This window comes from Psychrobacter sp. PL19 (genome assembly GCF_017875835.1).
Lineage (GTDB): Bacteria > Pseudomonadota > Gammaproteobacteria > Pseudomonadales > Moraxellaceae > Psychrobacter.
This window is the reverse complement of sequence record NZ_JAGING010000001.1, coordinates 1,904,961-1,927,328: the sequence shown is the minus strand read 5'-3', so window position 1 is coordinate 1,927,328 and position 22,368 is coordinate 1,904,961. Positions and strand designations below refer to the sequence as shown.

Annotated in this window: 17 protein-coding genes and 4 pseudogenes; 9 read left to right on the top strand and 12 right to left on the bottom strand. The window is 40.8% G+C overall.

What is annotated here, in order from left to right:
• Nucleotides 1–63 precede the first annotated feature (63 nt).
• The 5 genes and pseudogenes from H4W00_RS07840 to H4W00_RS07820 all read left to right on the top strand — a co-directional run bounded on the left by H4W00_RS07840 (nt 64) and on the right by H4W00_RS07820 (nt 8,371).
• Complete coding sequence (locus tag H4W00_RS07840; RefSeq protein ID WP_209956993.1) at nt 64–1,854, top strand: IucA/IucC family protein; 1,791 nt, start codon at nt 64–66, stop codon at nt 1,852–1,854.
• Nucleotides 1,854–3,155 carry an MFS transporter gene (locus tag H4W00_RS07835; RefSeq protein ID WP_209956992.1) on the top strand — a complete coding sequence of 434 codons (1,302 nt, stop codon included), beginning with the start codon at nt 1,854–1,856 and terminating at the stop codon, nt 3,153–3,155. Before H4W00_RS07840 ends, H4W00_RS07835 begins: the two co-directional genes overlap by 1 nt.
• Nucleotides 3,142–5,217: an IucA/IucC family protein gene (locus H4W00_RS07830; protein WP_334684914.1), complete on the top strand. Its 2,076-nt coding sequence runs from the start codon at nt 3,142–3,144 to the stop codon at nt 5,215–5,217. The genes H4W00_RS07835 and H4W00_RS07830 overlap by 14 nt, the downstream gene beginning before the upstream one ends.
• A 1-nt stretch (nt 5,218) precedes the next feature.
• Entirely contained in the window at nt 5,219–6,496 is a 1,278-nt protein-coding gene (locus tag H4W00_RS07825) for a type III PLP-dependent enzyme (RefSeq protein WP_209956991.1), read from the top strand.
• Nucleotides 6,497–7,177: 681 nt separating this feature from the next.
• Nucleotides 7,178–8,371: pseudogene (locus H4W00_RS07820) on the top strand (IS3 family transposase).
• A 106-nt stretch (nt 8,372–8,477) separates the two neighbouring features.
• Here H4W00_RS07820 and H4W00_RS07815 read toward each other — a convergent pair.
• From H4W00_RS07815 to H4W00_RS07805, 3 genes are all read right to left on the bottom strand, one after another.
• A complete protein-coding gene (locus tag H4W00_RS07815; protein WP_209956990.1) occupies nt 8,478–9,062 on the bottom strand; it encodes a TetR/AcrR family transcriptional regulator in 585 nt (194 codons plus the stop codon).
• 111 nt (nt 9,063–9,173) lie between these two features.
• Nucleotides 9,174–10,031: a glutathione-dependent disulfide-bond oxidoreductase gene (yghU, locus tag H4W00_RS07810; RefSeq protein ID WP_209956989.1), complete on the bottom strand. Its 858-nt coding sequence runs from the start codon at nt 10,029–10,031 to the stop codon at nt 9,174–9,176.
• A gap of 48 nt (nt 10,032–10,079) precedes the next feature.
• Nucleotides 10,080–10,760, bottom strand: coding sequence for a glutathione S-transferase family protein (locus tag H4W00_RS07805; RefSeq protein ID WP_209956988.1), 681 nt, complete (start codon nt 10,758–10,760; stop codon nt 10,080–10,082).
• Between the two features lie 479 nt (nt 10,761–11,239).
• Here H4W00_RS07805 and H4W00_RS07800 point away from each other — a divergent pair, with 479 nt between their 5' ends.
• Nucleotides 11,240–11,533, top strand: a complete 294-nt coding sequence (locus tag H4W00_RS07800; protein ID WP_209956987.1) for a putative quinol monooxygenase — start codon at nt 11,240–11,242, stop codon at nt 11,531–11,533.
• 66 nt (nt 11,534–11,599) lie between these two features.
• Nucleotides 11,600–11,862 (top strand): annotated as a pseudogene (locus H4W00_RS07795) (DDE-type integrase/transposase/recombinase); the annotation flags it as partial.
• Between the two features lie 144 nt (nt 11,863–12,006).
• On the opposite strand, the gene H4W00_RS07790 reads toward H4W00_RS07795, so the two are convergent.
• The 9 genes from H4W00_RS07790 to H4W00_RS07750 all read right to left on the bottom strand — a co-directional run bounded on the left by H4W00_RS07790 (nt 12,007) and on the right by H4W00_RS07750 (nt 21,142).
• The gene (locus H4W00_RS07790) at nt 12,007–13,689 is read right to left on the bottom strand and encodes an NAD-dependent malic enzyme (RefSeq protein WP_209956986.1); all 1,683 of its coding nucleotides are present in this window, start codon (nt 13,687–13,689) and stop codon (nt 12,007–12,009) included.
• 266 nt (nt 13,690–13,955) lie between these two features.
• Nucleotides 13,956–14,360 carry an acetyl-CoA carboxylase biotin carboxyl carrier protein gene (locus tag H4W00_RS07785; protein ID WP_209956985.1) on the bottom strand — a complete coding sequence of 135 codons (405 nt, stop codon included), beginning with the start codon at nt 14,358–14,360 and terminating at the stop codon, nt 13,956–13,958.
• 34 nt (nt 14,361–14,394) lie between these two features.
• Nucleotides 14,395–15,582: an NRAMP family divalent metal transporter gene (locus H4W00_RS07780; RefSeq protein WP_209956984.1), complete on the bottom strand. Its 1,188-nt coding sequence runs from the start codon at nt 15,580–15,582 to the stop codon at nt 14,395–14,397.
• 39 nt (nt 15,583–15,621) lie between these two features.
• On the bottom strand, nt 15,622–16,359 hold the full coding sequence (gene pxpA, locus H4W00_RS07775; RefSeq protein ID WP_209956983.1) for a 5-oxoprolinase subunit PxpA: 738 nt from the start codon (nt 16,357–16,359) through the stop codon (nt 15,622–15,624).
• A complete protein-coding gene (locus tag H4W00_RS07770) occupies nt 16,349–17,272 on the bottom strand; it encodes a biotin-dependent carboxyltransferase family protein (protein ID WP_209956982.1) in 924 nt (307 codons plus the stop codon). Before H4W00_RS07770 ends, pxpA begins: the two co-directional genes overlap by 11 nt.
• A gap of 97 nt (nt 17,273–17,369) precedes the next feature.
• A complete protein-coding gene (gene pxpB / locus H4W00_RS07765) occupies nt 17,370–18,053 on the bottom strand; it encodes a 5-oxoprolinase subunit PxpB (RefSeq protein ID WP_334684913.1) in 684 nt (227 codons plus the stop codon).
• A 178-nt stretch (nt 18,054–18,231) separates the two neighbouring features.
• The gene (gene accC / locus H4W00_RS07760; protein WP_209956981.1) at nt 18,232–19,590 is read right to left on the bottom strand and encodes an acetyl-CoA carboxylase biotin carboxylase subunit; all 1,359 of its coding nucleotides are present in this window, start codon (nt 19,588–19,590) and stop codon (nt 18,232–18,234) included.
• Between the two features lie 68 nt (nt 19,591–19,658).
• Nucleotides 19,659–20,237 (bottom strand): acetyl-CoA carboxylase biotin carboxyl carrier protein, encoded by a 579-nt coding sequence (locus H4W00_RS07755; RefSeq protein WP_209956980.1) that lies wholly within the window; start codon nt 20,235–20,237, stop codon nt 19,659–19,661.
• A 113-nt stretch (nt 20,238–20,350) separates the two neighbouring features.
• A complete protein-coding gene (locus tag H4W00_RS07750; protein WP_209956979.1) occupies nt 20,351–21,142 on the bottom strand; it encodes a putative hydro-lyase in 792 nt (263 codons plus the stop codon).
• Nucleotides 21,143–21,856: 714 nt separating this feature from the next.
• On the opposite strand from H4W00_RS07750, the pseudogene H4W00_RS12745 reads away from it, so the two are divergent.
• A pseudogene (locus tag H4W00_RS12745) lies at nt 21,857–22,036 on the top strand (IS5/IS1182 family transposase); the annotation flags it as partial.
• A gap of 142 nt (nt 22,037–22,178) precedes the next feature.
• Nucleotides 22,179–22,328 (top strand): annotated as a pseudogene (locus H4W00_RS07740) (IS5/IS1182 family transposase); the annotation flags it as partial.
• Nucleotides 22,329–22,368: the final 40 nt, after the last annotated feature.

The window sequence follows — 22,368 nt, the reverse complement described above, 5'->3', positions numbered from 1 at the left end:
AAATTGAATCGGCTATAAACACCCCCTAGTCACACATTCGAATAATTTATATTTTGAGAGTTTATGATGGATAAACAATATATTACTAAGCGCTTTATCAACACTTGTATCCGGGAAGATGTCTATGGACTGCTATCAAATAATTCGATTATCGAAGCAGAATTTGATATTCCTGATTTGCCAAAGGATCTTAAAGCTCAAAAATTCTGGCTTAAAATAACCTCTCCTGAACAAACGGATTGGTTGCCTATTGTACCTAGTGATTATATGCAATATTGGCAACTTGTAACCCCAATTTGGATTAAAAAAACGTTGGATGGTTACGCCATCAAGAGTGACTATGATGATTTTATAGCAGTCCTCAAACAGTCTCCAAGTGCCTCTGATGCGGCGCTTAATAGTTATCTACTCGAACTTGATTGTGCCACGGAGCACCAAGCTTTAGCCCGCCAAGGTTTTAAATGTCAACGGCGCTATCTTGCTACCAATATTAGTGAATACCCAAGTTGGTCTGAGCGTTTGCTGTACGCCGATCAAGTCGCCTCGTATTTAGACCATCCTTATTACCCCACTGCCCGTGCCAAGCTCGGTCTTGATGAGGCTGATATCACATCTTATAGTCCAGAGTTTGCGCCAACCTTTAACCTATATTGGGTCGCTGTCTCTAAAGAGCTAGCTACCGTATGCGCTGAGCTGCCTAGTATTTGGCCAAGCTTTACAGATGTGGGTCTCGATAGCAATCTGCAACAGACTCACCAACTGTTTCCCGTTCATCCTTTAACCCTCCCCTTGCTCCAACAAAATGCACTCAAGAACGACGCCCCTCAAATTATATTTGCACCCAAGCCTGCTGTGAGAGTGCAACCGACATTATCTGTTCGTACAGTGGCCTGCTGTGATGCACCAAATATTCATATTAAAGTACCGCTAATAGTCCGAACATTAGGTAATAAAAACGTTCGCTTGATTAAACCCTCAACCATTTATGATGGTTATTGGTTTCAACAAACATTAGAGGCGATTGAGAAAAATGACAACGCGCTTCGAGGGTATTATTCTCATTGCGATGAAGCAATAGGGGGACATATGGGCGACGATAGAACCATAGCCTTTATCGTCAGACGCTATGATGATACTAAGTTAGCTAATAAAACACCTGTACCAGTGGCGGCGTTGGGTAGCGTCATGCCTGATGGTCGCCCTTTCATTAGTCATTTAATTGAACAGTTTTATGAAGGAGACAGTCAGGTTTGGCTGAGGGATTATATTCAATTGTTATGCCATGTCCATTTGAATTTATGGATTAGATATGGCGTCGCACTGGAGTCTAATCAGCAAAATGCAGTTATTTTATTTGACCACAATGACCGCAACATGACCTTACTAATGAAAGATAATGATGCCGCTCGAATTTATCCACCACGATTTAATGGCGCCATGCTGCAATCTGGTTTAGCCAGCCTCATAGATATTGGGGATATCAAAGACCAACGCATATTAGTCGATGATGAGTTGGCTTTGGCTCAGATGTTTTTGACGATTACCATACAGCTAGACATCGTTGCCATTATCGAGATGATGAGCAAACATGACATTATTAATCGTAATGAGTCGTATCAAACCCTAACAGCGTGCATTAATGCGACATTACAAAGCCTATCAGTGCAAGGTTATGATACCCACCTTGCCAAACAAGTCTTGCTAGAAAACAAGAACTGGTATATCAAATACCTATTGTGTGCCGGCAGCCTATTATCAAAGGAACAATCTGGTGCCACAGATATTAATAAATTCTATGGCAAATCAGCCCCCAACACCTTAAAAATCATGCAGCTACATAATCAGGATTCCTAATGAGCTATCGGATTATGGTGGCTATCGTCCTATGTTGTCACTACATGTCAGCTTTTTCTGCTTTAGGCATGCCTTTGTTTTTACCTATCATGCTCCAAGAGTTGGATGCACCACTGCAATCGAGCTGGGTTGGTTTGCTGTTTATACTACCAACCCTGATGACCGCTATCGCTGCTAGATTCTGGGGCCATTTCGCCGATACCTACGGTCGAAAGACGTCGCTTTTGCGTGCGGAGCTAGGACTAGCTGTTGGATTCTTGATATGCGGATTTTCTCAGTCTTTATGGCAGCTCATTATAGGGCTGAGTATTCAGGGGCTATTTGGCGGAACTATGGCTGCCTCAAACGCTTATTTGGCAACTAGCATTACTGATAAGAACGCCTTAAAGCAAGTCTTAAACTTCACTCAATTTTCAGCACGGCTTGCCTTAATTACGGCCCCTATTGGGCTAGGATTTTTGGTATACCATTACGAGGTTCTTAGTTTATATCGCGTTTTGGCCATACTGCCTTTATTGGCATTCCTATTAAGCTGTTGGCTAAAAAAAGACGTCGTTTCAGTGGTAGCACTCTCAGATGTAAATGCTGTTGAGTTGTCTAAAACATCTTTAACAACTCATTCTTATAGCAGTACAAATAACAAAGCTGCGTTATCTAAAAATCGTCAGAAAAATTTGTATCACTCACAGATAAAGGGTGCTGCCCTTTACTCTAATCCTTATCTATTTCTATCGTTACTACAGTTTTTCTTAGCATTTTGTATGGTGGCAACTTTCCCTTACTTTCTGCCCTTTGCAAAAACTTTCGGTCTTAGCATCTCTCAAATAGGTCAATTATATGCCATGCCACATGTCATTTATCTTATCTGCCAGCTGTTATGTGGACGCTTAAGCATTCGCATTCCAACATCATCGCTCACACTTGGTTTTGCGGTACTAGCCGTCGCCGCTTTGTTGCATTTAAGTGATTATCTGGCCTTGATTTGGTTGGCTAGAATGCTATTCGGTGTGGGTATGTTTATGTGTTACCGCAGTCTTCATACTCAAATGGCCAGCACCAACCAATCTAAGCATAGCGGAAAAATATTCTCTCGATACGATGCGCTATCGAAATGGGGCGGCGTGTTAGCAGGTTTGTCTGTCACTTTATTTGTCCCAATGTTTGGCCTGCTATTTCCTTTTGTCATTTCAGCTTTGATGGCGGTTATCGCTATGATTACCATAAGGATGCATCAGCATTATCTAACAAACCTTGAAAACCATAATCAACCTAAAAAAGACAGCTATTATGAAACCGAATAACTCTACTCGCCTGTATGACTTGACTGGCCTCGATAATAATGTCCATGACATTAATCAAGATTGTAACGCTGAGACTATCCCAAATAGCTATATACCAAATAACCACATGCCAGATGATAATCTACCAAATCTGCTGTCACAGTACCACCAGTACAAATCTGAGCAACACGCTATCATGAACATCATCAATTGCTATCTTCGTGAATTTGCAATCCCCAATCAAGACATGAGTATCGATGAGGCTCATGACGACTTGCCGTTTTGTTTACTTTATGACCGAGCCTGCCCTAGTGAACGGCTACTGACTATTAGATTTCCTGTGGCTAACGACCCCTCTCACTCTACCAGAATCGTATTGCCAGTGGCTTACTTTAGTCGCTTAGGGAAGTGTCAACTGAGTGGGTCTCCTTGGTTAAAAGCAAACAATCAACCTTGGATGTGCCTAAACATTCGTCAATTAATCGATTATATCCATGACTATATTGCGACTCGTTATCAATTGAGTATCAATCAAGAGCTAAAAGATCAGATTGTCAATAGCATTAGCATGACAACCGCCTTTCTACAATCTTCTACTCACAACTGTCACAGTATTCAGAGTGACAAATCTAGCCACAGCCATATCCCTAATGATTATATCTACAGCGAGCAAGCATTACTTTGGGGCCATGCTTACCACCCTTCTCCTAAGAGCCGACAAGGTGTCAATACGACCTCTTTATTGGCTCACTCCCCCGAAACCCAAAGTCAATTTTCCTTATTTTGGTTTAAAATTGATCCCTCTCTAGTCACGTATATTGGCGAACACGCCAAAACAGTGCTTAGCGATATTGCTCATATTTTACTAAGTGAGTCTGCTGACTCGTTAGACCCTATAAGTCAAGACGATTGGGTTTACTATCCGTGTCATCCATGGGAAGCAGAAGGCATCTTGGCGAACCTAACCATCAAGCGAGCGATAGCATCAGGCTATGTTGTGCCACTTGGTATTGCTGGCAAGACCGTCTCCCCAACATCATCGGTACGTACTTTATATCATGACCAGCTGTCACATTTTATTAAATGCTCTATCCACGTTCGTTTGACCAACTGCATTCGCAAAAATGCGTGGTATGAGCTACACAGCGCCGTTTATCTAAACGGTATTTTAGCAAAAATTTATCACAGCACACGCCTGACTGACCCCACTTTTAAACTGATGTTAGAACCAGCTGCCGCTACTGTTGATATGGCGTCCAAGTTCCCCGATGAAGATGCTGAATCCACTCAATTTATTACAGAAGCATTTGGAATTTTGTTTCGAGAATCTTTTACTGCTGATGAAATCAAGTATCTTGCGCCCCAAGTTGCTGCAGCCTTGTTTACTGAGGACAGGTTTGGAGACAGTGTGATTGAGCGGCAATTACAGCAGCAGCGTCGCTCCCACACCGGTCAAATACCACATTACGATACCTTAGCCTGTTTATGGTTAGATCGTTATGCCAACATTTTAATTGACGGTACCTTTGATTATTTTTTTAATCACGGCATTGTGTTCGAACCGCATTTACAAAACACAGTTATTGGTTTCAATCAGGGACTGCCTTCGTGTGTTTGGGTTCGAGATCTTGAAGGGACTAAACTTGTTGATACCCTGTGGTCACTTGACAACGTTACTGGCTTATCTGCACGTAGCAAACAGTCGATCCTCTACTCCAAAGAAGAGGGATGGTCACGCATTGCCTATTGCGTTTTCGTTAATAATCTAAGTGAAGCTATCTTTTATTTATGTCGAGGCGCAAGCTCAGCGGAGGCTTTAGAGATTTTACTCTGGCAGACTGTCAAAAATATATTGATTAACTGGCAGCTGACATATGGCGCTCAGCCTGAGATTCAAGCGCTAATAGAGGGTGGCAGTATGCCCAGTAAAACCAATTATAAAACCCGATTACTAAAGCTTGCTGATAAATATTCCGCCTACATCATGATTCCGTGCCCATGGCAACCCTCTACGCTCAACCCTAATAAAGGCAGTAATCATAACTTAACAACTCATCTGAATCAGACTCAAAGGAATGCCTAAAATGATAACAGACGCGTCGACAAAACCCTCAAATAAAGTGCGAAATAAAGCATCAAATAATAATAACCTTCATACAAAAATCATTGATTGCATTCATGAATTTGGTGCTCAACAGTCACCAATTTGTGCTTATATTTATGACTTGAAAGCTCTAGAAGAACGAATAAAGACTATAACGCGTTGTTTACCAGATCGCACACATTTATTTTATGCCATCAAGGCCAACGCTGAGCCTGAGATATTATCAACGTTAGCAGACCATGTAGATGGCTTTGAAGCTGCTTCTGGTGGCGAGCTCAATTGGTTACAAACCCATCAACCTAACAACCCTATTATTTTTGGTGGACCAGGAAAGCTTATAGAAGACCTTCATCAAGCCATTCACCAACAAATCGATACGATTCATGTAGAAAGTCTGGTAGAGCTGTCTAGAATTCAAACCCTCAGTCAATCATTACAGCTTCCCGTACGTATATTTTTGAGGATGAACATCCATATCGGTGATATAGGTAGCAGTAAACTGGTCATGGGCGGCAAACCTACACCGTTCGGATTGGATGAAACCAGCCTTAAACAAGCGCTAGACATTATTGACTCAAGCCCACTTATTCAACTATGTGGGTTTCATTTTCATTTAATGTCTCACCAACTATCTGTAGAACGCCATCTGCTTTTAATACAGCGATATATTGACATGGTCAAGAAGTGGCAGCATGACTACTCATCACTGCCTTCGTCACTGACCATCAATGTCGGTGGTGGTATAGGTATTCACTATGATCATAATCCTCAACATTTTGATTGGCAAAAATTTTGCCAACAGCTTTCAATTATTTTAAAGGCTAATCCTGAATTTAATTTGAGGTTTGAGATTGGACGTTTTATCACAGCGCCCTGTGGTTATTATGTAATGGAGGTGTTAGACATCAAACAAAATCTTGGTGAGACATTCGTGATTGGCCATGGCGGTACACACCATTTTAGAACACCCGCCGCGCAACAACACAACCATCCCTTCTTCATTGTACCTCGCAGCACTATAAAAACAATAGAAACCGAACATCAAGAAAGCCTGACAAATAAAGCTGCCATCACTAATACTAATGCGACCATTGTCGGCCAGCTGTGCACACCTAAAGACGTGCTGGCACAAAATCAATGGATTGAAGAACTGCGTATTGGAGACTGCCTTGTTTTCACTTTAGCGGGTGCTTACGCTTGGAATATCTCCCATCAAAACTTCTTAATGCATCAACCCCCAAAAATGATTTTTCTATAAAAAATACTTTGGATTTTTACCTAAAAATATCTAGCCAAATAGTTGAATATTACTCCTGAAACCCTATCGCGAATTATTCATAAGCTTTGCGTTACTGACTATCTAAAATATGATAATGGTGAGCTTCAAGTGATACAACTGAATAAACTTAAGGTCTTCGCCGGCTTGCCGATTAATCTCAACAGTTGTCAGGCTTCCAACGCTCGTTATGTTTGATAGTGAGATTATCTAATAATCAAAAATAACGCTCAAGTGATAGTAAGCGTACTCACAGTATCGATACTGTTAATCTGTTTGGTGGTGTTCTAAAAAGTTATCAACTATTCAGTGGGAGCACTCTCATGATTTCGGTGTCGATAACGCCCAAAATAAATCTAAGGTTAAGATTGTATTCTGGTTAACGACGATAATCATGGTTTTGGAGATCGCTGCGGGTACATGGTCTGACTCTATCGCGTTACTGGCTGATGAGTGGCATATGAGCACGCATTCAGCCTTATTGCTATATTTGCTTATTCATACGCTAAAAAAATACTAAAAAAAACTCATTTAGTTTTAGTACGGGCAAAGTAAATTACCTCGGTGGCTTTGCTAGTGCCATTGCGTTAGCCATCTTTGGGCTATGCTGAAGAAACCGTAGAGATAAACTTGGTAAACTAACGACTCGATAGGGAGTTTACCATGACCAAAAAAATACAGAGCTACAGTACAGAATTCAAAGCAGAAACCGTCAAAAAAATAGCTGATAATAACGGCAATCTTGGTGTAACTGCTCGGTAATTAGGAATAGCGATGCAAACCTTATCCAATTGGCAGAACAAAACCAATCAAGGCAAGCTTGTCGGCACAGAACAATATGATCCTGAGCTTATGGCAGCTCTTGTAGAAATCAAGCAACTCAAACGGCAATTAAAAATAGCTGAAGAGGAACGAGAGATATTAAAAAAGGCGACGGCGTATTTCGCGAAAAACAGTTAGTGAAGTACGCCTTTATTGAAGCCAACCAGCAAATATTTAGCATTACTCGTATGTGTTGTGTATTGGACGTTAAGCCATCAAGCTACTATGGCTGGGTAAACCGTGACATCAGTGAGCAGCAAATACATCGCAATCACAGTGAATTACTGGTCAGAGTGGCTCATGATGTGATCAAGCAGCGCTTTGGCTATGAGCGTCTGCATGCTCATCTTACAGAGCAAGGGTATGCCATCATCAAATATATGGTCAGAAGCCTTAAAGAAGAACACGGCATTGCTTGTCGTCGCCACAAGCGCTTTAAAATCACCACCAACTCAAATCACAATAAGCTTGTCTATCCGAATTTGCTTGATCAGAAATTTGATGCCAGTCGCTCTAACCTTGCGAAGCAGTGCTTCTCAGGGTCAGCGATGTCACCTATATCTGGACGCGCGAGGGCTGGTTGTACTTGGCGGGCGTTAAAGACCTATATACTAAAAAGCTTGTCGGCTATGCCATTAATAAGCGCATGACAGCAGATTTAGTTTGCCGTGCATTGAACATGGCTATTAAGAACAAAGGACCAAGTAGGAACTTGACCGTCCACTCTGACAGAGGCAGTCAGTATGTAGTCATGATTATCACAAGATCATCAAACAGCATAAGTTTAAGGGCTCAATGAGCGGCAAAGGTAATTGCTTCGACAATGCACCAATAGAGAGCTTCTCAGGTGAGGAGCACTGCTCCGCAAGGAAGAACGAGCTGGTGTATCACCAAGATTATAAAACGAGATTCGAAGCCATCAATGACATCATTAAATATATTGAGCTTGAGTACAACCAGACTAGGATTCAAAAGGGCTTGGGCTATAAAACGCCAAGACGAATGTGGCTTGACTTTTACCGTCAGGCTGCATAATTAAAACCTCCCAAGTTAATGTCTACGGATTTGACAGCATAGGTCACTCCACGTGTCGCTGGTGAATATATGATTGCTTTATGACACGCTAGAGAAAAATACCCTTCTACACCATATTTTCAAAGATATCATCAATATATTTTTCTACGGCATCACTATCATTGGTGACTTTAGCATACGTCCTCAAACCTATTATTTGAATTTGGAAATAACGCGCCAGCTCAACCGGATTTTTCTTAACGCTGATTTCACCATCGTCGATGGCTTGCCTAAAAATAGCAGAAAAAGATGCTTCTATATTCTCTAAAATACCCGTTGCATGAGCCAATAAATCTGGGCTATCGTTCTGGGTGAGTTCAGAGACCGTTTTGACAATCATGCACATACCACTTGGCGCAGTGGCTGTATTATATACAGTCACGCTATGAATGAATCGCTTCAAACCACCCAGCACGGTGTTATCTTCTGCCATACAGTCAGCAAGCCTCTGAGCACCATCTTTAGCATAACGATTTAGTGCTTCTGCAAACAACTGGTCTTTGCTGCCAAAAGCGGCGTAAATACTACCGGGATGCATATTCACCACGTCTTGTAGGTTTCTCATTGACGTTGCGTGGTAGCCCTTTTGCCAATAGAGATTTTTTGCTTTTTCAACCACATCATCGCGATTAAATTTTACTGGGGCACTCATAGTTTTTACCTTAGAAATTTTGTCTTAAAAGCTTGTCTTAAAAAACAGAAACCAAGTAATAATAGTATTACTTGGTCTCTTACCTTATCGCTTGGCTTTATTCGAGATAAACTACTTTGGCTTTAATGCTAAGACTTTATCAATGTCATCAGCATTATGACGGTTTTCAAGCTGCTCCCACTCTTCACCCCAATTGCGGTTGATGATGCAGCCACGTTGTACTGCTGGTCGCGTTAACATGGCTGTCGCCCAACGCTGGATATGGGTGTATTCTTCAACCTGAAGAAATTCTTGTGCGTCGTATAAATTCCCCAAAACTAAATTGCCATACCAAGGCCAAATGGCAATGTCCGCAATACTATAATCATCACCGGCAATAAATTCGTTCGTCGCTAATTGCTTGTCTAATACATCCAGTTGGCGCTTGATTTCCATCGTAAAACGATTGATAGGGTATTCAAATTTTTCGGGGGCATAAGCATAAAAATGACCGAACCCACCACCCAAGTATGGCGCGGAGCCATGTAACCAGAATAGCCAGTTAAAGACCTTTGTACGCTTATTGCCTTCTGTAGGCAGCAATGCTTCAAATTTTTCAGCAAGATACAGTAAAATCGAAGCCGACTCAAAGATAGGCTCAGCATCGTCACTAGAGTGATCAACTAGTGCTGGAATCTTAGAGTTTGGGTTAATATCTACAAACCCCGATGTGAATTGATCGCCTTCGCCAATTTTAATCATGTGGGCATCATATTCCGCATCCTTACCTAATGCTAATAACTCCTCTAACATGATGGTAATTTTTTGGCCATTAGGCGTGCCCATTGAGTACAGTTGCAAAGCATGCTTGCCGATAGGTAACTCTTTTTCATGGGTTGCCCCCGAAACCGGACGATTGATACTTGCCCATTTACCGCCACTTTCTGCGTCATGAGTCCATATTTTTGGTGGTGTGTATTGATTTTCCATTTTTATCACTTCTATGTTGGTGAAAAATATTAGTTCTGTTTGTCTCGATTAGGCTTTTTTATCAAAGTTTTGTGGATATAGCGCCCGTGCGGCAACATCATCAAACTCAGTCTTAAACTCGATATTTTTAGCAAGAGTTCGGGCTTTTTCTACCGCAGGACGTGCATTTACATTTGCAAACCAACGTTTTAGGTTGGGATAGCTCTCTAATTCTTCTTCGTCTAATACGACAGCAGCTTTATCAATCCAGCCCCATGCTGAAATATCGGCAATTGAATACTCGTCGCCAACGATATACTCGCGGCCTTCCATGTGGGTATCGAGCACTTCATAATGACTTTCAGCTTCACGAAGATAGCGATTGATAGCATAAGGTATTTTTTCTGGTGCTTTGTGTCTAAAATGAACGGATTGACCAGAAAAAGGCCCTAGGCCTGTCGCTACAAACAGCAACCACGACAGCATCTCACCGCGATCTTCTGGCTGTCCTGCTAATTTTCCCGTTTTCTCAGAAAGGTACATTAAGATAGCAGTCGAATCAAACACGCGTGTGCCATCGTCTTCAATTGCCGGTGTTTTACCATTCGGGTTAATAGCGCGGTATTCAGGTGTGTGTTGCTCGCCTTTTAAAGTATCTACAGCAACCAATTCATACGGCAAGCCGGTCTCTTCAAGGTAAAGAGCCACTTTCATTGGGTTTGGGGTTTGGTGAAAATAAAACTTGAGCATAACGCTATCCTATTATATAAAAATATTAGTTTGGCAACTATAGAAATAATCAAGAATCTGAATTGTGAGTTGAACCATTTTTTTATTACTTGCTGTTACAGTTACTATAACTATAATTGAACGGTCGTTCAAGTACAAGTTTTAGATAACCACTCATTTAATTATCAAGATTAGGCACAACAAGTGTTTTACTTGTGCGATATTTAAAGACGTTAATGTTGCGCCTATACCAAATAATTTAGATTCAATGGTTGATGAGAGTAAGCGCCGCTAGAGAGGCAAGTATCACCTCCAGAATACTGAATATTATTTTGATAAGGCAGTAAAGGAAATATACGATGGGCCGTAACCGATAAACACCAATGCTAAATAAAAATGTATCGACTTATTTTAAGACAGGACGATTTAAAAATTATTAAAATTGTACTAAAATATTTTTAATACAATCCCACTAAAAAAGGACTAAAAAAGGACTAAAAATGACTATATTAACCGTTATTGCCAATATCACTGCAAAAGATGACCACATCGCCTTAGTGAAGACTGAACTTGAAAAGCTCCTACCAGTTACGCGTGTAGAGGAAGGCTGTCTCCAATACAATCTATACCAAGATAACGAAAACCCTGCTCACTTCATGTTTCATGAAAGTTGGGCATCGCGTGAGCTGTGGCTGACACATAAAGAAAACCAACACTTAAAAGACTTCGTAGCCGCAACAGATGGCACGCTCGAATCGTTCATCTTAAATGAGATGACAGAAGTTGCTCAGTAGTATTTTTACTTAGCAACTGAACCACCCTGGTATTGTCGGAGACTCAACATTCTAAGAGAATACGATGACGATCAGCTGCGGGCGGATGACTTAATGACGCATAACTTTACAGCTGGTTATCCTAACCTTGCGAAGCGGTGCTTCTCACGGTCGCTGACTTTACTGATATCAAGACAGGTAGTGGCTGGCTCTATAGAGCTTTCATCATTGATGTGTTTGCTGGTATTATCGTCGGCTGGAAGGTGTCTAATCGTATGAACACCACATGAGTACTGGATGCTTTGGAGCAGGCCCTATCGGATAGAGGCAAACCCAAAGATGTTATTCATCTGTTAAAGCCTCTGTTGGCCTAACTTAAATAGATAATCTCCGATGTAATCGGGGCGGTTCAGTTAAATAAAAAGCAAAATAAACAAAGCCGAATGCTACTTGTAACAATAGCATTCGGCTTTTTTATATGCACTTTCTAACCGCTAGAAGGAAGTACGACGATAGTTGCGGTATTTAGGTAACCAAAAATTAGCTTTTAATCGACGTTCTAAATTTTCTACCGTGACAGGTAATGCCAATCTATCTTCAATCGCTTGTAGTGCAACTGCACAGGCAATTTTTTCACTGATCTCTCTGATGACTCTTATTGGAGGCAATAATGCACCTGGTTCTTTTTTATATTCCATTGATATGTCTGCAAGTGCTTGGCTCGCGGCCATTAACATATTATCGCTGATCCCCGTCGCACGTGATGCTAAAACACCTAGGCCAATACCTGGAAATATATAACTGTTATTACACTGGGAAACCTCAAAAGACTGACCTTCAAAAGTTGTATTAGGAAAAGGACTACCCGTTGCAATAATGGCCTTGCCTTTGCTCCAGTTAGTCACTTCTTGCGGTGTTGCTTCAACACGAGACGTTGGGTTTGACAGCGGTAATACAATTGGATTTTCCGTATTAACACATAAAGCTTCGATCACCTCCTGTGTAAATAGACCTTTTTGCCCGCTTACACCAAACAATACCGTTATTTTTGCTTGTTTAACCACTTGTGCTAAACCGAGTTTCTGACTCTTATCCCAACTTTCAATAGCGGATTCTTTTTGTACTAACGGTACTTGGAATTTTTGTAGCTCTGTCATGCTATCCGTTAGCAAACCATAACGGTCGACCATAAAGACTTGTTTACGCGCCTGCTCTTCTGTTAGGCCTTCACGCTGCATTTGGCGAACAATATGCTCTGCGATACCACAACCAGCTGAGCCTGCACCTAGAAATGCTATTTTTTGTTGACTGAGTTTTTGACCTTTATTTAAACAAGCGGCAATCAATGTACCGACTGAAACAGCCGCGGTCCCTTGAATATCATCATTAAAGCAACACAGCTGATCGCGATATTTATTCAATAATGGTGTGGCGTTCGTTTGTGCAAAATCTTCAAATTGTAATAATACCTCTGGCCAACGCCGTTTAACCGCTTGAATAAATAAGTCTACAAATTCATTATATTCATCACCAGAAATTCGTGGATTTCTCCAGCCCATGTACATGGGGTCGTCGATTAACTGTTGATTGTTAGTGCCTACATCTAATAAGATTGGTAGACAATAAGCAGGGCTGATACCACCACAAGCCGTGTATAGCGCTAATTTACCAATTGGGATTCCCATTCCTCCAATGCCTTGGTCTCCTAAGCCCAATATACGTTCACCGTCAGTGACCACAATCACTTTTACTTTTTGTTTGGTTGCATTTTGCAGCATATCATCAATTTTATGGCGCTCAGGATAAGAGATGAATAAACCGCGTTTACGGCGATAAATTTTAGAGAATTTTTCACAAGCCTGGCCAACCGTTGGTGTATATATCAACGGCATAACTTCCTCGATATGCTGATCAATCAAATGATGAAATAACGTCTCATTGGTATCTTGTATATTGCGCAAGTAAATATGCTTGTCCATATCACTAGTAAATGAGCAAAGTTGGTGATAAGCGCGTAATGATTGCTCTTCAATCGTCTCAATATTGTGAGGTAACAAACCTGTTAAATTAAAGCTGTCACGTTCTTCTGATGAAAAAGCGCTACCCTTATTTAACAAAGAGGTTTCTAATAGTGCAGGACCTGCAAAGGGGATATATAACGGACGTTGGTTTGGCATGATAAAATCTTCTTATTAAAGGCGTATGGTGGTACAAAGTTAATGGTTTAAATATTTTTAATCATTCATTAAATGACAGAAATCATGAAAATTTATGTCTTTGTCTAACTTTCTTAAAATTATTCAAACTAGCACACTTAAGGGTTGATACCTATAAGAAATTAAATGTCTTTCATAAGCCCTCAGTATTAATGATGAAATATTTGTTTTATTGTGTTTGTTTTATTGAATAAATGATTGGTACTCAGTTAGAGAGTAAACGTTCTTTATGCTTCCAGATTAAAAATAGGCTGACCGTATTCGATATTCTGCCCATTTTTAACTAAAACAGCGCTGACGATACCTTCTTTCTCACTGATGACGGGCAGCAATCGGGTCAGCTCGTCAATAAAACAAACTGTTTGACCTTTTTTAATATGATCACCCTTATTAACTAGGTTATCAGTTGTGTCGTCTTCACTTAAGTAGACTTGTCCAACATGAGTAGCACATAAATGCGAATGCTCATTATTTTTAGGCTTGTAAGCAGGCGCTGTCTCTACAGAGCTAGTACCCTGTTTATTTAGGTTGTTGACTACCGTAATAGACTGACCGCTATGTGCAATTGTTACTTCATGCAACTGACTGCCCTCAACGAGTTCGACCACACGTACCACTTGCTCTATATCCATAATGGACTCCTTAGTTTATCTCTTAACTTGGTTCTCAACTGATTCCAAGATATTGCATAATAGTCATCACACTTAAGATGCTCATAGCAATAGCAATTAACCAACCAAATACAGCTATCCAAATAGGATGCTGATAATTACCAACGATATTTTTTCTATAAGCGGCAATAAGTATAATTATCATAGCGATAGGTAAGACTAAACCATTTAGTGTACCAACCAACACTAGCACTTGGGCGGGCTTACCAATAGTGGAAAATACGAGGGTTGAAATAACGATGAAGCCAATAATAAAATAGCGCTTATATTTTTCAATGAAAGGATGGAAATTAGTCATAAAAGAAACAGAAGTATAAGCCGCGCCAATGACAGAAGTCACAGAGGCAGCCCAAATTACGATACCAAAAACAACTTTACCAGCGTTCCCTAAGATATATTCAAAAGGTGACATTGCTGGATTTGCTGGATCTAATGAAACACCTTGAGACACCACACCTAAAACAGCAAGGAATAAAAATACACGAATAACAGAGGCAACTAAAATACCAGTTACTGAACTTCTAGTAACAGCGTCTATATTTTCTTCCCCACTCACGCCAGCTTCTAGCAAGCGATGCGCACCGGAGAAGGTGATATAACCACCAACCGTACCACCCACTAGCGTGACAATAGCAACGGCATCAATCTTATCAGGCATAATGGTTTTAGTAACGGCTTCTGCTAGTGGTGGATCAGATTTAAATACCACGTAAATGATCAATACAAGTAGGATGAAGCCCATTAGCTGAGCAAATTTATCCATAATAGGCCCAGTTTCTCGGCCTAAGAATATCGCTACAGCAATAACACCACTGATCAATGCACCAGTAATAGGTGAGATATTAAACATTGACTGCATACCAAGACCAGCGCCACCAATATTACCAATATTAAAAGCGAGACCCCCTGCGATAATTAAGAAAGCTAGTAAGTAGCCAACCCCAGGAAATACTAAGTTAGCAATCTCCTGCGCACGCATTTTGGATACAGCGACTATTCGCCAAACGTTAAGCTGCACCCCAATGTCCATAATAATCGATATTAAAATAACAAAACCAAAGCTTGCCATTAGGCTTTCGGTAAAGGTAGCGGTTTGGGTCAAAAACCCTGGCCCTACTGCTGAGGTTGCCATCAAAAAAGCCGCGCCCAAAATAGCGGTATTGTGTTTTTTTAAGGTACTCATAAACATCCTTGTTTTATACGGAATAGGTCGCTCAAACTGTTATTGGGCAGATACCTTAATACCTTTAAGCTCTAGTTGTTTTTTTATTTCTTTAGCAAATAAAATGGCATGTTCACCGTCGCCATGTAAGCAGATACTTTGAGCATCTACTGGCACCTTTGCACCGCATATGCTAGTGACAGTGCCTTCAGTAATCATCTGTAATACATGATTAATCGCTTCATCAGTATCGGTTATTAGGGCATTATCCTTGCTACGAGATACCAATGAGCCATCTTTCTCATAATTTCTATCAGCGAATACTTCAGAGATAGTCACTAAACCATGGTTTTTTGCTGACTTAATTAGATAACCACCTGATAAACCCATCACTTTTAAATTTGGATCAAAACGCTTGATTTCGCTAACTAAAATATCTGACAAGGCTTCATCAACGGCCGCTTGATTATACAAAGCACCATGCGGTTTAACATACTCTAAAGGCACACCAACTAAGTCACAGAGCGCTCTAGTCGCGCCCAATTGATAAGCCAATAAGGCCTGGTAAGCGGCTTCATCTAAGGTTTGATTGGTACGACCAAAGTTCTCTCTATCGTCTAGACCGGGATGGGCGCCTACCCTAACGTTGTTTGTTTTTGCTAATTGTAATGTGGTTAGCATTTCTTGATAAGAGCCGGCATGCAGGCCGCAGCAAACGTTAGCGGAGCTGACTATGGATAATAGGCTCTCATCTTGGCCACAGCCTTCAGCGACATCGGCATTTAAATCAATTTTCATGGGCGTACTCCTTGATTTGATCGATATAATGTTGTCTTTTTTGTTGCTCATACAATGCCTGCTCTAAGTCTACGACGACAAATTGACAGGTTTTACCAAACCTGATTTGGGCCATCAATCCTATATCTGCGTTAATCACCGTCGCGATTTTAGGATAGCCACCTGTCGTTTGCGCGTCAGCCATCAGCACAATAGGCTGCCCTTGCGGCGGCACTTGAATCATGCCAATATCGACACCGTGCGAGCTCATCTGCGTAGGCTCAATCAACTCGAGTGGCGATGTGCCTGCTAAGCGATAGCCCATACGGTTGCTACTACTTTGTAGCTTCCACTGCTGTGATTCAAAAGCGTCCTTAGAGGAAGGTGTAAAGCGCTCATACTCGCTACTTTTTATCACTCTAATGGTATTGGTTGGCGCAAGGCGAGCCACTCCAATAACGGGTAAGCTTGCAGCGATTCTCACTTTTAAGAGGTCATCTACTTTAAGATATCTACCCTCAAAGCCACCAAAACCAGCTTTTAGATTGGTGCTAGCCGATTGCAATACAGGTTCAATATTGAAGCCGCCATGCACACATAAATAGCTATACATGCCTTGTAGTGGACGTAAAAGTTTCAGAGTTTGCCCCGCTTGCGCATTGATACGCCAATAGCAGGGAATGCGCTTATCGTCTAAATACGCCTCGTATAGCGCACCTGTTAAGCAAAAACTGACGTCTTCCTCGAACTGTATGGTCAAATCACCTAAAGCAATTTCAATAGCAGGCTCGTTGAGATCATTTTTTATCAATGCATTACCTGCTTGTAGAGCCCAGCTATCCATCGCCCCATTTTTACCCACGCCCATGCTTCGGTAGCCAAATCGTCCTGAGTCTTGGATGCTAGCAAGGGCATTAGCGCTTAAAACTTTCATTGATGTCACCTGTTTATATTTCTATTTATTTATGTTTCTATTTATTCGTATTTTTTATTGGCACTTCTCATTGTTATGATCCTTATGTGCGGATATCTTATTCATAAATATCAATAGCGGTAAACTTCAAGGTATCGCCTGCGTTAAGCAAAGTAGGAGATGATTTATTCAAATCAAATAAAGAAGTGTCGGTTTTGCCTAATAGCTGCCAACCCCCTGGAGATTCAAAGGGATAAATACCTGTTTGTTCACCGCCAATACCGACTGAGCCTGCAGGCACTTGAGTTCTTGGTATCGCATGTCTTGAAAAATACAAGGATTCAGATAAGCCGCCAAGATAAGGAAAGCCAGGCTGAAAACCAATAAAATAAACCGTATAAGTAGCCTCGGTATGTAAATCGACAACCGCTGCAACAGAGAGACCTAATTCACTCGCCATAGCTTTTAGATCAGGACCATATTGGCCACCATAATGCACAGGAATTTCAACGTGCTTACCGTCTATTGTTTTTGAAGGAATATTATCAAGCAGAGTGGATAGCCTATCTTTAAAGTCTTTAAGCTCGCTCCATGGTAACGATATTGTGAATACACTTAACGTATTCATACCAATGACCACTTCTATGACTTCTGGCAGCTGTTGGATACTATCGGCCAAAGCCCAGCATTTTTGCTGTTTGTCTAAAGTCATAGGTTTAGGAAAAAACAAAGCCAGATTGGTCTCACTGCATATTTGCCATTGTAGTTCCATAAGCGCACGCTCCACTATCTTTGTTTTCATTTCGGCTTCAGCTTTGTTTTTTGCTATAGTCGATTCAAAATAAAAGGAATACTCTTGTAGCAACGTGCTACTGGTATAAATTTTTTTTGCTTGCTGTTCGCACACGTGACAGAGGCTGCAAAAAATTCATCCCAGTAGCCCATTAGCATTGTGCCGTTTCTAAATTGGATTAACTATACTAACTCTCAATTTGTATATTTTCTTTTATCCATTCGGATAGATAATGAATACTCATTTGTCCCTGACAAAACCCAGTATCTTTAAACAGTCGTTGATGGAGGCTAATATTGGTATCAATTCCTGTAATTTGCGCTTCTGATAATGCCGCTTGCATCTTTTTTATAGCCTGGTCTCTTGACTGGTCATGCACGCATATTTTAGCGATTAAACTGTCATAAGAGGGTGGTACGGTATAGTTTGATTCGATATGACTGTCCACTCGAATACCAAACCCCGCTGGCATATGACAGTAGTCTATACGCCCAGCGTTGGGCAAAAAGGTATCAGGGCTTTCAGCATTAATACGGCACTCAAAAGCATGTCCAGTGATAGAGATATCGCTTTGTTTGTGCGCGAGCGCTAACCCTGCGGCCACTCGTATTTGTTCTTGAACGATATCAACCCCAGTGACCATCTCGGTAATAGTGTGCTCAACCTGGACTCGAGTGTTCATCTCGATAAAAAAGAACTCGCCATTCTCAAATAAAAACTCAAACGTGCCAGCACCTCGATACTGCATTTTCTGGCAGGCGTTGACACAAGCTTGACCTATCTGCTGCCGCTGCTCATCGGTAATACCGGGAGCTGGCGCTTCCTCAATTACTTTTTGATGGCGACGCTGCATAGAGCAATCGCGCTCACCTAAGTAGATAGCATTACCATGAGTGTCGGATAGTACTTGTACTTCAATATGCCGGGGCGTTTGGAGATATTTTTCCAGATAAACGACAGCGCTACCAAAATTGGCTTGGGCTTCCGTTTGGGTCATAGAAATAGCGGATAATAGATCAGCCTCTTTTTCGACCACTCGCATACCGCGACCACCGCCGCCGCTCGCGGCTTTAATAATAACCGGATAGCCAACCTTTTTTGCAATGCTAATTACCATGTCTTTATCAGCAGGCAAAGCACCTTCAGAACCAGGAACACAAGGCACGCCAGCGGCAGTCATTTGTTTTTTGGCAGCGACCTTGTCTCCCATCTTGCTGATATTGTCTGCCGTTGGCCCAATAAATACAAGACCAGACTGTTCAATTAGGGCAGCAAAGTCTGCATTTTCGGATAAGAATCCGTAGCCTGGGTGAATGGCTTGGGCATTGGTGATTTTTGCGGCGGAGACAATCGCTCTTTGATTGAGGTAGCTGTGTGTCGCGTTAGCAGGACCGATACATATCTTTTCATCAGCTAAGCGTACCGGTAGCGAGTCTTTATCCGCTTCTGAATGAGCGATTACAGTTTGAATGCCTAACTGTTTACAGGCTCGGATAATACGTAAGGCAATCTCACCACGATTAGCAATTAATATTTTTGAGAACATGTCAGTTTTCCTAAGAAATACAATATCAAATACAGCAACTGTGCAATACTTTGCAATGTTGGTTAGTCTTAACTATTTGGCTCTATGATAAATAAGATCTGTCCATACTCTACAATATCGCCTTCATCGACTAATACCTCTTTGATAGTGCAGGCAGCCTCTGCTTTGACCTCGTGCATCATCTTCATCGCCTCAATAATACATAGCGTCTGCCCCTCCTCTACCTGTTCGCCAACTTCAACAAATGCATCCGCTGTAGGCTCTGAGCGTCGAAAGAAGCTACCTAACATGGGTGCCGATATCATAGGCGCTACTACTTGGTTTTCTGAGTCTTTAGCAGATGTTTTTTCATCAATAGTCTTACTACTGTCATTGCTAGTATTAGCACTATTATTACTGAAGTTACTATTATTGGTATGAACTTTATTACCATCAGCGTTTACTGATGTTCGTTGTTCTGAGCTAAAAGCGCTGGCAGCAGAATTTCTTTTGCTATGATTATTGATGCTATCACTGCTATTTTCATTGCTATTAGGCTGACAGACTATAGAAATACGCGTATCGCCATCGGTCACTTCTAAAGAATTTATATCGGAGCGTTCCGCTAGCTTTATCAGCTTTTCTAGATCCGTAAAGTTAATATCCATATTATTAGCTATTCCATTAGAGTAAGAAGTGAATAATTATTTTATGTGAATATACTAAGAAGTCTCACTACGTACAATCGTAACTCAGATATTTCTTAGGATTTTAATTAAAGTTATAGTACTGCCAAGTCTTCATCTCTAGGATCGCAGATAAACATATATCCTGGTGAATGAGTGATCATGAGTTCTGGTTTACTGGTCATTGCTATGCTTTGAGGCGTTACTCCACAAGCCCAAAAAACAGGAACTTCGTCTTCTTTTATTAGGGAAGAGTCACCAAAGTCAGGTGAATTTATATCTTTTATACCGATTAGACCCGGGTCTCCTATGTGGATAGGTGCACCATGCACTTGAGGAAACCTAGATGTTGCTTGTACGGCCCTTGTTATTAGCTGATACGGTATTGGCCTCATACTCACTACCATTTTTCCATAAAAACCTCCAGCAGGTTCCGTTTCTATATTTGTGATATACATAGGTACGTTATGGTTGTCTTCAATATGTCTTATGGGAATAGATGCATTTAACATGGCAGTTTCAAAAGAAAAGCTACATCCTAATAGAAAGCCTACCAGATCATCTCTCCAGTAACCTTCTATATCTGATACTTCATCTACCAATTCGCCGAATTTATATATTCTATATTTCGGTATATCAAACCTTAAATCTGCACCTTTGGCCATTAACTTGGGCTCTGCGCTACCTACATCGGTTACATCCAAAATAGGACAGGGCTTGGGATTCCTTTGCGCAAACAATAAGAAGTCGTAAGCTAAATCCTTAGGCACTATTACTAAATTTGCCTGTATATGACCTTTACACATACCAGAAGTAGGCTTATCAACCTTACCTTCTCTAATTAACTCTCTGACTTCTTTTGGACTCATAGTGGCTAAATCTAGCATCGTTCTTATTTCCTTTTATATTTTATAATAAAAAATAGTATATGGTTATTTTTTATAATAAAACACCTTAGGATCTGTTGAATATTCAATCATAGCACTGGCAGTGACTATTTTTTAGTCGATTCAAGGTCAAAGATATCCAGTTTAGTCATTCTAAGCGGATAGTTTTGACAAAGTAGCGGCAAAAAAGAGACCTGTCCAACTGCGAGCATAGCGCTTGTCTTGCGGGCGGGCGAAGTAGTGCTTTGCTTACTCCGTCCTCAGAGCTGATGCTAAAACTGCCCCATACTATGTAGCAAATCTAGCTCAAGCATTTGCATTATCGTCGATTGACGTCTTTCTTGTCTGAAATACAGCTCTGATTAACTAGCAGCTATTTGCAGTGCTTATTTGTGAATATTCAACACGCCCTAATATAAAAATCATACTAGGGCGTGTCCCTAATCTAGAGAGTCATTAAATATAAGGTCATAATAGATTATTCTATTAACTTTTATATTATACGAAAAGTGGCAAGAACGGTACTGACAGATCATATCTGAGAACGACTAAAAACCACCATAAAATCCTACGGTTCTCATTCATGGAAAAATGATAGATAAGTCATGGAAGCCATACTTTGAAGGCTACGCACAAGTGTACTATGACGAGATATTTCGCTGTCAATTCGTATGGAAACCCGATTAGTTTTGAAGTCGCTGGGGTCAAGTCCACGACAGCCAAGTTGCAAACGAATTAATAGATATACCACATGGTGCTGAGCATTTTGTTGCTGATAAAACCTATGATACTAATCATATTAGAGACAGGCTTAAACAAGAGAGTATCAATCCGGTCATTCCAAAAATAAAAAATACCAAACCAGCAAATACAAGCTTTGATAATTACTTATAGTCGATTCAGTTTAAAAAATACAGTACTACTGGAATGAATTTTTTGCAGGCTCGAGACACGCCTGTGAACAGCACGTAAGAAAAATTTATACCAGTGGCACATAGCTACACACGACCCTCTTTTATTGTGAAATGACTATAGTTACTTATATCAGTTGCTTCATTTAGTTGAGAACACTTTCGCAAGATTAAAGCATTTTAGAGGTATAGCAACACATTATGAAAAGCTAGCTCATAATTTTAAGTCTATGCTATATATCACTTGTATATTTATTCATTGTCAACTGAATTGAGGACACGCCCTAGAGCAAGTTTACTGACATATTAAAAAAT

What these genes read in the sequence shown, in the direction of transcription:
- H4W00_RS07840 (WP_209956993.1), top strand. Translation starts at nt 64, where the DNA reads ATGATGGATAAACAATATATTACTAAGCGCTTTATCAACACTTGTATC.
- H4W00_RS07835 (WP_209956992.1), top strand. Translation starts at nt 1,854, where the DNA reads ATGAGCTATCGGATTATGGTGGCTATCGTCCTATGTTGTCACTACATG.
- H4W00_RS07830 (WP_334684914.1), top strand. Translation starts at nt 3,142, where the DNA reads ATGAAACCGAATAACTCTACTCGCCTGTATGACTTGACTGGCCTCGAT.
- H4W00_RS07825 (WP_209956991.1), top strand. Translation starts at nt 5,219, where the DNA reads ATGATAACAGACGCGTCGACAAAACCCTCAAATAAAGTGCGAAATAAA.
- H4W00_RS07815 (WP_209956990.1), bottom strand. Translation starts at nt 9,062, where the DNA reads ATGAGTGCCCCAGTAAAATTTAATCGCGATGATGTGGTTGAAAAAGCA.
- yghU (WP_209956989.1), bottom strand. Translation starts at nt 10,031, where the DNA reads ATGGAAAATCAATACACACCACCAAAAATATGGACTCATGACGCAGAA.
- H4W00_RS07805 (WP_209956988.1), bottom strand. Translation starts at nt 10,760, where the DNA reads ATGCTCAAGTTTTATTTTCACCAAACCCCAAACCCAATGAAAGTGGCT.
- H4W00_RS07800 (WP_209956987.1), top strand. Translation starts at nt 11,240, where the DNA reads ATGACTATATTAACCGTTATTGCCAATATCACTGCAAAAGATGACCAC.
- H4W00_RS07790 (WP_209956986.1), bottom strand. Translation starts at nt 13,689, where the DNA reads ATGCCAAACCAACGTCCGTTATATATCCCCTTTGCAGGTCCTGCACTA.
- H4W00_RS07785 (WP_209956985.1), bottom strand. Translation starts at nt 14,360, where the DNA reads ATGGATATAGAGCAAGTGGTACGTGTGGTCGAACTCGTTGAGGGCAGT.
- H4W00_RS07780 (WP_209956984.1), bottom strand. Translation starts at nt 15,582, where the DNA reads ATGAGTACCTTAAAAAAACACAATACCGCTATTTTGGGCGCGGCTTTT.
- pxpA (WP_209956983.1), bottom strand. Translation starts at nt 16,359, where the DNA reads ATGAAAATTGATTTAAATGCCGATGTCGCTGAAGGCTGTGGCCAAGAT.
- H4W00_RS07770 (WP_209956982.1), bottom strand. Translation starts at nt 17,272, where the DNA reads ATGAAAGTTTTAAGCGCTAATGCCCTTGCTAGCATCCAAGACTCAGGA.
- pxpB (WP_334684913.1), bottom strand. Translation starts at nt 18,053, where the DNA reads ATGAAAACAAAGATAGTGGAGCGTGCGCTTATGGAACTACAATGGCAA.
- accC (WP_209956981.1), bottom strand. Translation starts at nt 19,590, where the DNA reads ATGTTCTCAAAAATATTAATTGCTAATCGTGGTGAGATTGCCTTACGT.
- H4W00_RS07755 (WP_209956980.1), bottom strand. Translation starts at nt 20,237, where the DNA reads ATGGATATTAACTTTACGGATCTAGAAAAGCTGATAAAGCTAGCGGAA.
- H4W00_RS07750 (WP_209956979.1), bottom strand. Translation starts at nt 21,142, where the DNA reads ATGCTAGATTTAGCCACTATGAGTCCAAAAGAAGTCAGAGAGTTAATT.